Source organism: Pseudohongiella sp. O18 (genome assembly GCF_021729085.1).
In the GTDB taxonomy this organism is placed as follows: Bacteria; Pseudomonadota; Gammaproteobacteria; order Pseudomonadales; family Pseudohongiellaceae; genus Pseudohongiella.
The window spans coordinates 363,324-377,511 of record NZ_JAJSAR010000001.1; the positions used below are offsets into that span (position 1 = coordinate 363,324).

Here is a 14,188-nt window from a genome sequence, read left to right on the forward strand (position 1 = left end):
GCATCAGACGCAATCAGACACATCTGCTATTCGGACACCTGGCCTGCTGGCGGCTCACTGCACTCTTCACACATCACGTTCGGTATAGGCGCACCCTGCAGCAGTCCGGCCAGCCAGTCGACAAAGCGGGTACCATCCACTTCGTAGGTGTAGACATCCGGTCGCAACAGGATGGTGTGCATGGGGCCACCTGCCACATAAAATCTAAAGTCAGGAATAGCCGCACTGATCTCCTGCAGATTCTGCATCAGCAGAGGCTGCAGAGATTCCGTTGGTGTTCCGCCCAGCGCCAGGAATTGCTTCTGGACGTTGTCTTCGGCATTGTCATATGAGGCAAAGCGGATATTCGGATTCTCCTGCTGTGCTCCAAGATACAGGTGATGGAAGCTGAACTCATCAGCGGGAATGCTGGCGATATAGTCCAGGTCACTGACCACCCGATCCACTGCCCAGACATCATATGGGCTGAAGTTGGCAAACCCACGGTAGCCGCCTGAGGCATCACCCAGCTGCACAATGTCAGCCTGGGGGTACTGTTCAGCTATTTTCACGGCATAAAAAGGTGACGGAATGGAGCCGGCACTGGAGCCCGTGACAAACACCTGTGCGGGGCCCTGAACATGTTCGTATAACCAGTCCAAAGCCGCGTTGGCATTGACCATGCCACGGTGACGAATATGCAGTGCGTGCGCCGCATGCTGGTCAAAAGCCGGCATCTCGTAATGCTGTTCGGTATCACCAAGATGGACGTCACCCGAACAGTACGGAGCATAGACCATTGTATAGTCAGCCAACGGATTGCTTACCTGATCGAGTGCCAGAATCCCGTGTGCACGCGACGGATCGGTGTTCACCAGGTTCACTTGATAACTGGGCTGGATATCCGGGTCGCAGTTGCCACCTTCCCAGCAGGCACCACCGCCCTCGAGGTAGAACATCACGCGGGCCGGATCTCCCTGTTTGACAAAAAACTGATACGCGGACCCATCGGAGCAGACGGTATTACCAGCTGGTGCAATGGCATTCCAGCCTTCGCTAAGGCCTTCGAAATTGGCCTGCGCCATCTCGTGTTCGCCATGATCCATTGAGTTTCCGGTCATTGTTTCCGTGGCGGTGTCGGTAGTGGTGTCACTGCCGCAGGCCACCACTCCAGTCAGTATCAACCCACCCAGAAACGCCAATGCCAATGCTTTTCGCATTGAGTTACGCATCAAATCAATCATCGTATGTACCTGTTTTTGTTGTCTAATATCGAAAAGTTGTAATGCGTTCAGTTTTCACTTAGGATCAGTCTCCGAACTGTATCACAGTCATCAGACAAGTAAACGACAGGAGTTCAGGAAGTAGCATGGCAAAGATCACGTACATCGAACACAACGGCAAGGAACACTACGTCGACGCAGCTCCGGGCGACACCGTCATGAGTGCCGCCATCGACAATCTGGTACCCGGCATCGACGCTGATTGCGGTGGCGCATGTTCCTGCGGCACCTGTCATGTGTTTGTCGATGAAGCCTGGTTGGACAAAGTCGGCCCGCCCGGTGAGTTCGAAGAGCCCATGCTGGACCTGAACCCTGACAGGGCGGCCAATTCTCGCCTGTCCTGTCAGATCGATGTCAATCAGGAGCTTGACGGCCTGGTTGTGCGCCTGCCCGAATTTCAGTTCTGAGTCATTGCCTGGAGCCTTCTTATGACTACCGCGACCCGCCCGAACACAGAGCGTCAAAACCGCAGCCTGGTAGGGCGTGACCCATGGAGCATTCCCCTGGACGAGATCGATCTGGCGCATCCAGGGATCTGGCAGGCCAACGAGTTTTTACCCTTCATGGCCCGCATGCGTCGTGATGCGCCCGTCCACTATTGTCCGAACTCGGCGGTTGGCCCTTACTGGTCAGTGATGAAATATCAGGACATCATGACCGTCGAGGCTGCTCCGCATATTTACAGCTCTGAGCCAACCATTGGCATCGTTGACGTGCTGCCCGAATACAGCCTGCCGATGTTCATTGCCATGGACCCGCCCAAACATGACGAGCAGCGCAAGACGGTACAGGGCGTTGTGGCACCGGCCAATCTCAAGAATCTTGAAGGCCTTATCCGCCAGCGTGTCGGGGCCATTCTGGACAGCCTGCCTGTTGGGGAAACCTTCAATTGGGTTGATCTGGTGTCGCGTGAATTGACCACACAGATGCTGGCAACGCTGTTCGATTTTCCATTCGAGGAGCGCCACAAGCTGCCCTACTGGTCGGACGTTGCCACTGCCATTCCCGGTGCTGGCGTTGTCGACAGTTATGAAGAAAGCCTGCAGATCCTGCAGGAGTGCCTGGCACGCTTTAGTGAGCTATGGCGCGAGCGCGCCGCCAAGCCGCCAGGCAATGACCTGATCTCAATGCTTGCCCATGGTGAGTCCACCCGCAACATGCCGCCGCGCGAGTTTCTGGGCAACCTGATACTGTTGATTGTGGGCGGCAATGACACCACCCGCAACTCGATTACCGGTGGCGTGCTGGCCCTGAATGAAAACCCCGACCAGTATCAGAAGCTGCGTGAGAATCCCGCATTGATTCCCTCGATGGTGTCAGAAATCATTCGCTGGCAGACGCCGCTGGCCTATATGCGCCGCACTGCCAAATGCCACACCGAGCTCAATGGCCAAAAGATACGCCAGGGCGATAAGGTGTTGTTGTGGTACGCCTCGGGCAATCGGGATGGCGACGCGATAGAAAATCCCGACTCCTTTATCATTGATCGTCCGCGTGCGCGACAGCATCTCTCATTTGGCTTTGGCATCCATCGCTGCATGGGCAACCGCCTGGCAGAAATGCAACTGCGCATTCTCTGGGAGGAGATCCTGAAGCGCTTCCATACGGTCGAAGTGACTGGTGAGCCGACCCGCATCTACTCCAGCTTCGTCAAGGGTTACACTGAGTTGCCAGTTCGTTTACACCCTTTGTAACACAGGCAGCCGCGCCAGGCTTTCAAGTAGCCTGGCGCGCGCTGATTCATCAAACTGCCACACCAGTCCATTAAGCTAGGCTGAGGTTGTTGTCTCTGGACAATTAGTCCGGAATGTCTCAGGAGTTTAAGATATGGCTGGAAGCAGGCTCACCCTATCGCGCGCCTCTTTGACCACCAAGTTGTTTGCTGGTTTTGCTCTCATTTTGATTGTCATCGTCGCGCTGGCCGTTGGCAGCTGGAGCAGTCTGACCAGAATCGACGACAATATCTCTCTCAATGTTCAGAGCTACGAAATTCTCGACGACAAATCGACCCTGCTGGCCAGTATTGTCACCATTGAGTCGGGGATGCGCGGCTTTGCGCTGACGGGTAATGAGACCTTTCTGGAGCGACTGGACCAGGGCAGCAGCGATTTTCGTGAAGCCATGCAGCGTCTGCAGCAGGCAACCGCCGGTGTGACGGCCCAGCAGCAGCGACTCGACGAAATCAGCACAGTCTTTGAAGACTGGTTTGCCAACGATATTGACCCCATTATCGACATGCGCCGCCGCATCGAACATGGCTTTTTCAACCCGCAACGCATGACCGACCGTATCGCTGAAGCGCGCGACAAGGTCAAAATGGACCGCATGCGTGAGTTGCTGGAAGGCATGACCTTAGACGAGCAGGCGCTTCTGTCTGAACGCCGTAATGAGATGGCTCAGAGCCAGTCACAGGCCATCTACATCCTGCTCGGGTCCAGTGTATTCGCCATCATTCTCGCGGCTCTGGTAGCCAGTGGCCTGAGCCGATCCATCATCAACCGCCTGTCACGGCTGGTTGCTGTCACCCGCGAAATCGCCGATGGGCACCTGGACGTTCAGGCTGATCAGAGCGGTCACGACGAAATCGCCCAGCTGGCGCATGCAGTAGGCCACATGCAGAACAGACTGTGCAGTATGATTACTGACATACACGCCAATGCCGAGAAGCTGTTGCTGGCCGCCGAGCAGGTCTCGTCATCTTCAACCCAACTCTCTGTGTCAACGCGGGATCAGGCTGAAGCAGCCACCACCATGGCGGCCACGGTAGAGCAGCTAACAGTAAGTATCAGTCATGTCGCCGAGAACGCCTCTGAGGCGCGGCGCCTGTCCTCGGTTTCCGGGCAAAAGTCAGAAGAGGGCGGTGCGGTCATCCAGCGAACGCTTCATGGCATGGGACAGATTGCCAGCACAGTCCAGCAGACCGCTGAACGCATTACAGTACTGGGCAAACACTCCGAGCAGATTTCCGGCATTATTCGAGTCATTCAGGAGATCGCCGAGCAGACTAACCTGCTGGCCCTGAATGCCGCCATTGAAGCAGCCCGTGCCGGTGAGCAGGGACGCGGCTTCGCTGTGGTCGCAGACGAGGTTCGACTGCTGGCACAACGTACCAGCAAATCAACTCATGAAATCGCTGACATGATTCAGCTGATCCAGTCTGGTACACGTGACGCTGTCAAACAAATGAACGATGGCGTCAAGCTGGTCAACTCCGGCGTTGAACAGGCCCAGGAAGCTGGCGATGCCATCGTGCAGATCCGTCGCAGTGCCGATGAAGTTTTGCAGGTTGTAGATCAGATTTCCGGCGCGCTGCAGGAGCAGGACTCAGCCACGCTGGATGTATCGCGTCATGTGGAGCGCATTGCAGGGATGTCCGAGCAGAACAGTGTCGCGGTAGCAGGTGCGGCTGACGTCGCGCAATCTTTGCATCAGCTGGCAACCGGCCTGGGTACACAGGTAGCGCGATTCCGGCTTTAAAGTGAACACCCCGGCCAGCTCAGGCCGGGGTGCAAGACTTCACAGTTCAAGTCAGTGCAAAGCACATAAAAGCTAGACTGTCTTGAGATTGACCTCTGTCGCCACGTCGGCTTCGTAGTCCACGTCGCTGCGCTCAAAACCAAACAGCTTGAGAAACTCGTGTTTGTAACCGGCGTAGTCGGTCAGTTGGAACAGATTGTCGTTGTTCACTTTTTCCCAAAGCTGCTTGCACTCACCCTGCACATCGTCACGGAGTTCCTTGTCGTCCATGCGCAGACGGCCAGCCTCATCGACGTCCAGCGCATTGCCATCCGTGCGATAGAGTTGCTCGGTGAACAAGCGGTTCAGTTGCTCGATGGTACCTTCGTGCAGGCCCTTCTCTTTCATCACCTTGTAAACCAGCGCGATATACAGCGGCATTACCGGGATGGCTGCCGAAGCCTGTGTCACCACAGACTTGAGCACCGCCACATTGGCACCCCCGTCGTATTTCTCGGACAGAGATTTATCCAGGGCGTGGGCCGCACGATCCAGATCTTCCTTGGCCTTGCCAAGAGCACCATGCCAGTAAATCGGCCAGGTCATTTCGGTACCGATATAGCTGAAGGCAACTGTGCGGGCGCCTTTTGCCAACACGCCAGCCTTGTCCAGTGCCTGCATCCACAGCTCCCAGTCCTGACCGCCCATTACGGCGATGGTATCGGCGATCTCCTCGTCACTGGCTGGCTCGACTTCGGCGTGGATTATCTGGTCTTTGTTGGTATCAATCGCGGTTGATTTGTATACCTGACCAATAGGCTTGAGCACCGAACGTTTCACTTCGCCGGTATCAGGCAGGCGACGCACCGGCGAGGCCAGCGAGTAGATGACTAGATCGACCTGCTCCAGATCCTGTTTGATCACATCTATGGCCTGCTCACGCACCTCGTGCGAGAAGGCATCCCCGTTGATGGATTTGGCATACAGGCCGGCTTTATGCGCTTCTTCCTCGAACGCCCAGGTGTTATACCAGCCGGCGGTACCGGGTTTGGTCTCCGTGCCAGGCTTTTCAAAGAAAACACCCAGTGTCGCTGCCTGATAGCCGAAGGCCGCGGTAATACGCGCAGCCAGACCATAGCCGCTGGAAGCACCGATCACCAGCACTTTGCGCGGACGTCCAGCGTCACTTTGGGCCCCAGAAACTTCCTTCTGTGTGGTCGCGATCTGGTCCTGTACGTTTTTATAACAGCCCGTCGGGTGGGTCGTAGTGCAGATAAAGCCGCGGTATTTTGGTTTTATAATCATGACTTGTCCTCAATATCAGAACCCGGCACAGTGCCTGGGTTCGCTTCCGTTCCTGCCGCAAATGACATCAGTGCGTCTCCGTCCAGTCGATAACGAATCCATTCGCTTTGCGGGCGTGCTCCAATTGACTCATAAAATTTGATGGCGGGTTCGTTCCAGTCCAGCACACTCCACTCGAATCGACCACAACCCAGCGCTACCGCCTCGCGGGCCAGATATTGTAACAAAGCCTTGCCCGCCCCCACGCCACGGAATTGCGGCGAGACGTAAAGATCCTCAAGATACAGGCCATTACGGCCCTGCCAGGTGGAGTAGTTAAAAAAGTACACAGCAAATCCCACTACCTGGTCGTCCAGATAACAGAGCAGAGCACGCACCGACGAGTCCGGGGCAAAAATGCTGGCTTTCAGCTCTTCTGGGGTAGTCACGACTTCGTGCTCGGCCTTCTCGTAGATGGCTAGCTCACGAATAAAGTGGTAAATGGCCGGCGTATCAGCGGCCACGGCGGGACGAATCAGTATGTCAGCCATCAGTGCAATCCTGTGTGACCGTATTCGGTTGCGATGTTTTCAGGGCGCACAGTGTACCAGAGTGTCTGCCGCAGGGCTTGTTTCAGGACCGCTGCGGCCGTCATGGCGACCACTCACTGCAGCGGTGCACTGCCACGTGAGACGTCCATGATCATGCGGCTAAGCAGGTACAGCCGCGGAATTACCGAATCCAGATCGACATACTCATCGTTGTTGGAGTGGGCACCAAATCCGCGCAAACCAAAGCGTTCGATGACCGGCGCCTGAGTTTCCAGCGCCGCGAATGCCGCATCGGTGCCACCGCCCTCTGCCTCATCATTCACAACCAGTGTCATGCCCATTTCAGCATAAACCTGCTGAGCATGAGCGGCCAGGCTGCGGGAGGCCTCAGTGGCGGTCAATGGTGGGCGGCGATTCTCGAAGGTCACGGCAACCTGAGTGTCGGGGATCAGCTGATTGGCGATACGCTCCTGAATACGGCTTTCCAGGCGTTCAAAATCTTCCTGGCGCAGCATGCGGATATCTGCCGTTACCACGGCTTCCGCCGGTATGACATTCCGCACCGTGCCGGATTCGGCCAGCGTCCAGTTAACCTTCAAACCGGTCTCCGGGTCCGACAGGTCCCTCAGCTGCAACATCTGATGAGCCATTTCGTAAAGGGCATTGCGACCCAGCTCGGGTGCAGCGCCGGCATGCGAGGCCCGACCCGTAACCGTCATTGTCGCTGCCCCGATGCCGCTGGTGGCCAGCGACAGGGAGTCGTTATCCATGCGCGTCGGTTCAACAGAGAACACAACGTCATGCTCAGTTGCCAGTCGCGTGATAGTGCTGCGCGAACCTGGCGAGCTGATTTCCTCATCGCCATTGATCAATACGGTCAGCGTGCCGTACTCATCAAAGCCCATATCGCGAAGCATGGCAATGACATGCAGAATCACCGCCACGCCCTGCTTGTCGTCGGATATACCCAATCCATAGGCGAGGTTGCCATCAATGCGGAAGGGCTGTTCATCGATCATACCTGCCGGGTAGACCGTATCCATATGCGCTATCAACATGATGTCGCGCTCGCCCCGGCCTTCAAACCGGGCATGTACCATCGGGCCAATCTGTTCCGGAGTATCAAACATTCGGTAGACATCCTGATTGGCATCCAGCAGCTCGACTTCACCACCCATCTCGCGCAGGCGTCCGGCGATCAGATTGCCCAGTTCCACCAGCCCTTCGTAATTGCCACTGCCCGATTCAATTTCGACCACTTCCTGAAGCGTCGATATGAAGTCATTTTTCTGCGCTTCAGCGGCAGCAAACACTGCCATGTTGGGTTGTTGCGCGGTGGCAGGCAGACTCAAAACAACCATCAGGGCAAACAATAGGCGGCGCAACATCGCGATCTCCAGGCAAAAAACAATTAATAAGGGTCAGGGCGCAGGTGGCCACAGTTTATATCTGTTGAGATACCACAGGGCCAGCGGCAGCTCAAGCAGGATGTAACAGCACAGCGCGAACCAGAACCAGTTGAACGACAGCCCCATCACCATGATTTCGACGTTGGTGTCCATGTACAGGGAGCCGGCAACGGTCATCGCCACCACAAAAGCAAACAGATCATTCACCGCCAGCTTCTGCAGGTTGTCACGGACGATAACGGGGAACAGCACCAGGTAGCACAGAAGCAGAATCACACCATTGATCACGATAATGGTCATGGCGGGAGACATGTCAGTTCCTCAGGTACGAAGCGCCATTGGCATCGATAATGGCGCCCGTGAGATATTCCGCATTGTCACTCGCCAGAAACGCTACCACACTGCCGATTTCGTCTGGCCGCCCAATACGCCCCAATGGCGACTGCGCGGCAACACCATCCCAGCCCTGTGCGCGGATTCGCGGGGAGGCGGCGGGTGTTTCTGTCCAGCCGGGTGCCACGGCGTATACACAGATACCTTTGGGTCCCAGAGCCTGCGCCAGGGACTGGGTGGCAGAATTCAATGCTGATTTGGCGGCGCCGTAGGCAGGTGCGGTCGGCTCACCACGGAAGGCGCCACGTGAGGTGATATTAATGATGCGGCCAGAACCGCGTTTAATCATGGACTGGGCAGCCAGGAAAGCCAGATTGACGGGGCCCATCAGGTTCAGCGCCATACTGTGCTGCCATGACAGCTGCCACTGTGAGAACATGTCACCGTCAATGGTCTGATTGGTGAACTGTCCTGCCGCATTCACCAGAACATCAATCCGCCCCAGCGATGACACAACCTCGTCCATCAGCCGACTGGCCTGCTCTGGCTCAGAGACATCCGCCTGAAACAGCTGATGTCCGGTACCGTCCAGCGTCGTCAGCATCTGCTCTGCTTCTTCGCGGCGACTGCGATAATTGGCGGCGATGATAAACCCGCGTGTCGCCAGCGCCTCTGCGCAGGCCTTGCCGATGCCGGTTGCTGCACCAGTCACCAGTGCCACTTTCTGTTCGTTCATATGCGTATCTCTTTGGTCGTGATTAGTCAGGGCCCTGAACTGTCAGAACACTTTCTGCCAGTAGCCAACATCCAGCCAACGCCCTGCCTTGAAGCCAATCTCACGAAAACAGGCAATCTGCGTCATACCCATGGACTCGTGCAATGCGACACTGGCGGCATTGGGCAGTGCAATCCCACCGACGGCCGCATGCACGCCAGCGGCCTGCAGTCGCTCAAACAAATGGGTATACAGCACCCTGCCCAGACCCTGGCCGTGCCAGTCACGATGCACATAAACCGTTATTTCTACCGAGTACCGATAGGCCACACGCTGCTTCCAGCGCGTTGCATAGGCATATCCCAGAATCATCCCGACTGACTGTTCGCTACCAGGCTCACCAGCAGACCGTGCAACCAGCCAGGGCAAACCCAGTGCGGCTACATCACTGATCCGACCCGCCATTTCGATTTCAGTGACCGGCTGTTCTTCAAAGGTGATCACTGTATTGGCGACATAGTAGTTATAAATCGCGGCAATCTGCTCCGCATCAACCACCTGGGCCGCTTCAACGAGAATCGGGCGCATCTGTTCTGGGGCGGATTCAGGCATCGGGATCAGCCTTCCCGGCTGGTTTTTTAGTGGTCTTTTTTGCTGGCTGCGAACGCGCCTGTCTGGTTGACGCCGCAGAGCGTCGCCGCTGTGATGTCTCTGAAACCTGACCGTCCTCGCCTTCCGCTGCAGCATCGTTTAAGGTCTGATCACCTCGACTGAAGTCTCGACTCAACAGCACGTCCGTCAATATCGACTGTTCCACAAAGCCGCGCTCGCCCGATTTCACCGGCACCCTGACAATCAGATGCACCTCTCCGGCGGTTGGTACCTGAATTGTTACGCGCGGATCAACGGACGGTACTTCCAGCCCCCGTCGGATGCTGATGCGGTTCATGTAGCGGCGTACCTCTTCGAGATAACTGCCACAATGCCGCTGTGCCGAGGCCAGAAATGCCTGCTGTGCCTCATACCATTCATCTTCGCGGCGAAAAGGCACGGTAAAGACATGAAAAACGTAATCATGCGTAAAGCTTTCATTGATCACCGGATCCGATACGAACATGGAATTCGGGATGACCACGGTGCGCCCGGTGCGCTGATGGGTATATTTGCCGGGCCCGACTTCCATGATGGTCGTCGCCAGCAGGTTCTGATCAATCACATCGCCACGGAAATCCTTGACCTGTATTCGGTCCCCGAGGTCGAATGAACTGGAAATGGTTTTCACCATTGAGCCAATCATACAAAGAATCAATTCTTTGGTAGCCACCACAAAGGCTACAGCAATCGCGACGATCGACAGCGCGAGTGTCCTAAGCTCCTCGCCCCAGATAATGATCAGGCCCAGCGTCAGCAGCAGCACCATTGCACTGCGGGTCTGCACCATCCAGCGGCGCCGCATCTCCGTCGATGACACATGTTTGACGATGTAGCGATTGACCAGCGCACGCAGTGCGATGACACCAACGATCAGTATCACCGAACTGGTGATCAGACTCAGCAGAGAGTGTGAGACTACAAAATTACTGACAGTGGATTGGATCTGCTCCCACATTTACTCGCCCACCCTGATGTTCTGTTTGCTGCTGAAAATGTTCAAGGCGTCAGGAACAATGGCAGCTTCTACAGCCATGCGCGCGTGAATGGCTGTGGTGTCATACAACGGCACATCAGTATGCTTCGGCTCAACCAGCAAGCCAATTTCCGTACAGCCAAGAATGACCGCCTGTGCACCCTCTTCAACCAGCTCGTCGATCACAGACAAATACACCTGGCGCGATTCGTTTTTGATCTGACCCAGGCACAGCTCCTGATAAATAATGTCATGTACTCGCTTGCAGCCCAGTTGGTTTGGGACAACAACTTCCAGACCGTGATCCTGCAGGCGGCCTTTGTAAAAATCCTGCTCCATGGTGAACTGCGTTCCAAGCAGGCCAACACGGCTGACGCCAGCAGTTTTGAGCTCCATGGCGGTGGCATCAGCAATGTGCAGCAGGGGCAGTGACACGCGCGCCTGAATCTGCGGCGCCACTTTGTGCATGGTGTTGGTACAGATAAGTATGAAGTCAGCCCCCGCACGCTCAAGAGCCTCGGCAGCCTCTGACAGAATGACGGCAGTTTCGTCCCAGTTGCCAGCATGCTGCAGCGCTTCGATCTCTGCAAAATCAACACTGATCATGGCAATCCTGGCCGAGTGCAAACCTCCAAGGTGCTGGCGAACACCCTCATTGAGGGCGCGATAGTAAGTCTGGGTCGATTCCCAGCTCATACCGCCCAATAATCCGATGGTCTTCATACCGTCATTTCCCCCGCCAGTGGATGTCGCGCATATCTGGCGATCTCTTCAGCATCATAACCGCAGGCAATCAGATAATACAGTTTGGTGACTGCCGCCTCAGTCGTCAAATCATGTCCGCAGATGGCACCTGCACTGGCCAGACCACTGCCAGCAGCGTAGCGAGTGAAATCCACCACACCATCCAGCGGCTGCGACACGACCAGCACAACAATACCGCTCGCTACAGCCTTGCGCACGGCGTCAAGGAATGCGGGATCACGCGATGGACCTGTACCTGCACCGTAGGCGGTAAGCACAATAGCCCGCAGGCCCGGCATGGACGCGACGGCAGAAAAAAGCTTGTCACTGATCCCCGGGAACAATTGCAGCACGGCGACGGCATCATTAGCAGGAACGTCGATGGCCTTATTGGTGGGCTGTTTGCCAATGACCTGCCGGCGTGCACCCGGGTAACGAATCTCGATACCAATCTGGCCAAGCGGCGGGAACCGTGGTGAATCGAAGGCGTCGTAGGCCCTGGCGGAAACCTTGGTGACACGACAGCCACGCAAAATCCGTGGTCCGAATACAACACAGACCTGAGCCTGTTGAGCCGGCATAGTGCAGGCAACTTCGATTGCCGAGATCAGATTGCTGCGTGCATCACTGCGGGGAAAACCAAATGGTAGCTGGGCGCCAGTCACCACCACTGGCTTTCCCCAGCGGCGCACAAAAAAGCTTAACGCGGAACTTGTGTAGGCCAGCGTGTCGGTGCCGTGCAGCACAACAAAACCATCGTAGCTGTCGTAGCGCGACTCGATATCCGCAGCCAGCTTTATCCAGAGCGCCGGCGTCATGTCCGCGCTGTCGATCAGCGGATCGTATACAAGCACATCAAGTTCCGGCGCGTGGCGCTGGAAGGCCGGCCCGAGCTCGGCAAGCGCACGCATGTCTGTGGCCAGGTCGCCTGCCGGAGTCAGACCTGACGGTGTCTGTTTCATGCCGATGGTGCCACCGGTATAAATGATGAGTATCTTCATTGTTTTAACAGAGCCTGCTGCCATTGCTGGCATTTTTCCTCAAAGCGCATGGCCGCATGCGCCGGGCTGGTTGACGGCAATACCTGCCATTCGATTTCCCGTGCCCGCGGCAGTTCCTGCAGTACATGGCGACGATACAATCTGGCGGCCGCCTGACCGTTCAGACACACCCTGTGAATTTGCGGGCACGATACAAACAGCGAACCAAAGTCGTTCACCTCGACGGTATCACTGACGATGTCGCTGTCCAGGCTGGTTGTTCTGACACATCGATGCACCACATCCCACAGTGCCACCTTGTGCTGGAGTAGCGAATCCACCCGCCGCTCATAAGGCTGATTGGCGTCAAAGCCGAACACCTGGGCCATGATTGGCCAGAAAGCGTTGCGCGGGTGCGCGTAGTACTCGCTGGCGTCCAGTGACGCCCGCCCCGGCATGCTGCCAAGCACCAGGATGGTGGCCTGATCTGTAAAACGGGGCGGAAAACCAATCAGCTTTTCAGTCACTGCGGCGCCAGGTGATACATTTGAGCCCGCTGCTCTCGCTTACTGCGGACGGTTGAAACGCCCGATGTACACTGATTTGCCAAGAACGTGCCCCTCCATCGCCGCCATCACGCGATCACGCATTTCCAGCGGGTCGTCGCTGTACTCCAGATCCAGTGTGGTATCCAGCGCAAATACTTCGAACATATAGTGATGCCTGGGGCGCGTCGCTGGCGCACCTGGCCCCCGGTAAACGCGACCGGTTGCACTGACCTGATAGGCACCGTTGGGCAACTGCATCCCTTCCGGCTGATCCTCTGCAAGCCCTGTTGCATCACCTGGAAGGTTCCAGACAACCCAGTGGGCCTGATTGCGGGCACCCTGGTTTGGTGCGAAGTCGAGGTCTTCCATATTAACCACAAAACTCTGGGTTCCGGCCGGCGCATTGACCCAGCTCAGCTGCGGTGAGGTACCACCGCCGGGAGCGGCATCCGGTGCAGCCTGGGAGAATCTCACCGGAATGTCACCACCATCATCAAAACCATGGACGGTCAGTACAAAGTTCTGGGCATTGGCAAAAGCGCTGACACCCAGCCACATCACTGTTGTCAAAACGATCTTACTCATTTTCTTCATAACAACTCTCCTTGCTCATTATTATTGGATCAATGTCTGTTCTGGCATTAAGTCTTACTCTCACTTGCATCCGGGGTTTCCCAGTCACAACGCACCTTTTGCAGTTCGTTGCGCCAGGCATCCGCGTCTCCATAATCGAAAAATCGCTGCTCGCGATCATGGACGCCACGAGCGCGCTGGGCGTGCTTTATCGGACACCAGTACTGCTCCGTTCGAGCAATAATCTCGCGGGCGTAGGCGATCATGCCGTTGCCATACTCACAGTACAGGCAGTTGATCTTCTGTATGGTATTCAGATAAGGCAGCCGATGTCTGTCAATGACAATATATTCACTGCGCACAACCCGTGGGATCTTGTAGATTCGAAAGCAGATGTGCTGGTAAAGCGTGATTGTAATATCCAGAAGCACCAACGGAATGATCATGCCATAGATGACGGGAGAAGACAGGATCTTGCCAATCGGGGCGCGCGCTATAAACCGCAGACTTCCGAGTCGTTCCTGTTGGTGAAGCTTGCGTATGTTGCGATCGAAAACAACCCGTCCACGCTTGAGTGTGTAGTTGAATTGTTCCCGTTTACCCTCAAGCAGGCGATCAATCTCGGCTTCCACCTCATCGCGTGTCTGCCTGAGTTGTCGCAACAAGTCGTCAAGTTTATCCTGTGCAGCCATAACACTCACTCGCA

At 56.0% G+C, this 14,188-nt stretch carries 16 protein-coding genes; 3 read left to right on the forward strand and 13 right to left on the reverse strand.

Going from position 1 to position 14,188, the window contains the following annotated elements; all coding sequences use genetic code 11:
* Positions 1-26: 26 nt before the first annotated feature.
* Complete coding sequence (locus LVD14_RS01590) at positions 27-1,223, reverse strand: pectinacetylesterase family protein (RefSeq protein ID WP_237132273.1); 1,197 nt, start codon at positions 1,221-1,223, stop codon at positions 27-29.
* Positions 1,224-1,348: 125 nt separating this feature from the next.
* Between LVD14_RS01590 and LVD14_RS01595 the strand changes: the two genes are divergently transcribed.
* From LVD14_RS01595 to LVD14_RS01605, 3 genes are all read left to right on the forward strand, one after another.
* On the forward strand, positions 1,349-1,669 hold the full coding sequence (locus LVD14_RS01595; RefSeq protein WP_237132274.1) for a 2Fe-2S iron-sulfur cluster-binding protein: 321 nt from the start codon (positions 1,349-1,351) through the stop codon (positions 1,667-1,669).
* A 21-nt stretch (positions 1,670-1,690) separates the two neighbouring features.
* The gene (locus LVD14_RS01600; protein WP_237132275.1) at positions 1,691-2,956 is read left to right on the forward strand and encodes a cytochrome P450; all 1,266 of its coding nucleotides are present in this window, start codon (positions 1,691-1,693) and stop codon (positions 2,954-2,956) included.
* Positions 2,957-3,089: 133 nt separating this feature from the next.
* On the forward strand, positions 3,090-4,739 hold the full coding sequence (locus tag LVD14_RS01605) for a methyl-accepting chemotaxis protein (RefSeq protein WP_237132276.1): 1,650 nt from the start codon (positions 3,090-3,092) through the stop codon (positions 4,737-4,739).
* A 72-nt stretch (positions 4,740-4,811) separates the two neighbouring features.
* Here LVD14_RS01605 and fabV read toward each other — a convergent pair whose 3' ends face one another.
* From fabV to LVD14_RS01665, 12 genes are all read right to left on the reverse strand, one after another.
* Positions 4,812-6,023 (reverse strand): enoyl-ACP reductase FabV, encoded by a 1,212-nt coding sequence (gene fabV, locus LVD14_RS01610; RefSeq protein WP_237132277.1) that lies wholly within the window; start codon positions 6,021-6,023, stop codon positions 4,812-4,814.
* A complete protein-coding gene (locus LVD14_RS01615; RefSeq protein WP_237132278.1) occupies positions 6,020-6,553 on the reverse strand; it encodes a GNAT family N-acetyltransferase in 534 nt (177 codons plus the stop codon). The genes fabV and LVD14_RS01615 overlap by 4 nt, the downstream gene beginning before the upstream one ends.
* Before the next feature lie 113 nt (positions 6,554-6,666).
* Complete coding sequence (locus LVD14_RS01620; RefSeq protein ID WP_272907149.1) at positions 6,667-7,941, reverse strand: M20/M25/M40 family metallo-hydrolase; 1,275 nt, start codon at positions 7,939-7,941, stop codon at positions 6,667-6,669.
* Between the two features lie 33 nt (positions 7,942-7,974).
* Entirely contained in the window at positions 7,975-8,274 is a 300-nt protein-coding gene (locus tag LVD14_RS01625) for a hypothetical protein (RefSeq protein WP_237132279.1), read from the reverse strand.
* A 1-nt stretch (position 8,275) separates the two neighbouring features.
* A complete protein-coding gene (locus LVD14_RS01630) occupies positions 8,276-9,031 on the reverse strand; it encodes an SDR family NAD(P)-dependent oxidoreductase (protein WP_237132280.1) in 756 nt (251 codons plus the stop codon).
* A 42-nt stretch (positions 9,032-9,073) separates the two neighbouring features.
* Positions 9,074-9,622 carry a GNAT family N-acetyltransferase gene (locus tag LVD14_RS01635; protein WP_237132281.1) on the reverse strand — a complete coding sequence of 183 codons (549 nt, stop codon included), beginning with the start codon at positions 9,620-9,622 and terminating at the stop codon, positions 9,074-9,076.
* Positions 9,615-10,619, reverse strand: a complete 1,005-nt coding sequence (locus tag LVD14_RS01640) for a mechanosensitive ion channel domain-containing protein (protein WP_237132282.1) — start codon at positions 10,617-10,619, stop codon at positions 9,615-9,617. The genes LVD14_RS01635 and LVD14_RS01640 overlap by 8 nt, the downstream gene beginning before the upstream one ends.
* Complete coding sequence (locus LVD14_RS01645) at positions 10,620-11,360, reverse strand: aspartate/glutamate racemase family protein (protein WP_237132283.1); 741 nt, start codon at positions 11,358-11,360, stop codon at positions 10,620-10,622.
* Positions 11,357-12,382, reverse strand: a complete 1,026-nt coding sequence (locus LVD14_RS01650) for an asparaginase (protein WP_237132284.1) — start codon at positions 12,380-12,382, stop codon at positions 11,357-11,359. The genes LVD14_RS01645 and LVD14_RS01650 overlap by 4 nt, the downstream gene beginning before the upstream one ends.
* Positions 12,379-12,888 (reverse strand): DNA-deoxyinosine glycosylase, encoded by a 510-nt coding sequence (locus tag LVD14_RS01655; protein ID WP_237132285.1) that lies wholly within the window; start codon positions 12,886-12,888, stop codon positions 12,379-12,381. Before LVD14_RS01655 ends, LVD14_RS01650 begins: the two co-directional genes overlap by 4 nt.
* A 39-nt stretch (positions 12,889-12,927) precedes the next feature.
* Positions 12,928-13,503 carry a YbhB/YbcL family Raf kinase inhibitor-like protein gene (locus LVD14_RS01660; protein ID WP_237132286.1) on the reverse strand — a complete coding sequence of 192 codons (576 nt, stop codon included), beginning with the start codon at positions 13,501-13,503 and terminating at the stop codon, positions 12,928-12,930.
* A 47-nt stretch (positions 13,504-13,550) separates the two neighbouring features.
* Positions 13,551-14,183 (reverse strand): hypothetical protein, encoded by a 633-nt coding sequence (locus LVD14_RS01665; protein ID WP_317622670.1) that lies wholly within the window; start codon positions 14,181-14,183, stop codon positions 13,551-13,553.
* Positions 14,184-14,188 lie beyond the last annotated feature (5 nt).

Bases quoted from the DNA above. Each gene is read 5' to 3' on its own strand.
- LVD14_RS01630 (WP_237132280.1), bottom strand. From the start codon at position 9,031: ATGAACGAACAGAAAGTGGCACTGGTGACTGGTGCAGCAACCGGCATC.
- LVD14_RS01605 (WP_237132276.1), top strand. From the start codon at position 3,090: ATGGCTGGAAGCAGGCTCACCCTATCGCGCGCCTCTTTGACCACCAAG.
- LVD14_RS01620 (WP_272907149.1), bottom strand. From the start codon at position 7,941: ATGTTGCGCCGCCTATTGTTTGCCCTGATGGTTGTTTTGAGTCTGCCT.
- LVD14_RS01615 (WP_237132278.1), bottom strand. From the start codon at position 6,553: ATGGCTGACATACTGATTCGTCCCGCCGTGGCCGCTGATACGCCGGCC.
- LVD14_RS01650 (WP_237132284.1), bottom strand. From the start codon at position 12,382: ATGAAGATACTCATCATTTATACCGGTGGCACCATCGGCATGAAACAG.
- LVD14_RS01635 (WP_237132281.1), bottom strand. From the start codon at position 9,622: ATGCCTGAATCCGCCCCAGAACAGATGCGCCCGATTCTCGTTGAAGCG.
- LVD14_RS01645 (WP_237132283.1), bottom strand. From the start codon at position 11,360: ATGAAGACCATCGGATTATTGGGCGGTATGAGCTGGGAATCGACCCAG.
- LVD14_RS01600 (WP_237132275.1), top strand. From the start codon at position 1,691: ATGACTACCGCGACCCGCCCGAACACAGAGCGTCAAAACCGCAGCCTG.
- LVD14_RS01595 (WP_237132274.1), top strand. From the start codon at position 1,349: ATGGCAAAGATCACGTACATCGAACACAACGGCAAGGAACACTACGTC.
- LVD14_RS01590 (WP_237132273.1), bottom strand. From the start codon at position 1,223: ATGATTGATTTGATGCGTAACTCAATGCGAAAAGCATTGGCATTGGCG.
- LVD14_RS01660 (WP_237132286.1), bottom strand. From the start codon at position 13,503: ATGAAGAAAATGAGTAAGATCGTTTTGACAACAGTGATGTGGCTGGGT.
- LVD14_RS01625 (WP_237132279.1), bottom strand. From the start codon at position 8,274: ATGTCTCCCGCCATGACCATTATCGTGATCAATGGTGTGATTCTGCTT.
- LVD14_RS01640 (WP_237132282.1), bottom strand. From the start codon at position 10,619: ATGTGGGAGCAGATCCAATCCACTGTCAGTAATTTTGTAGTCTCACAC.
- fabV (WP_237132277.1), bottom strand. From the start codon at position 6,023: ATGATTATAAAACCAAAATACCGCGGCTTTATCTGCACTACGACCCAC.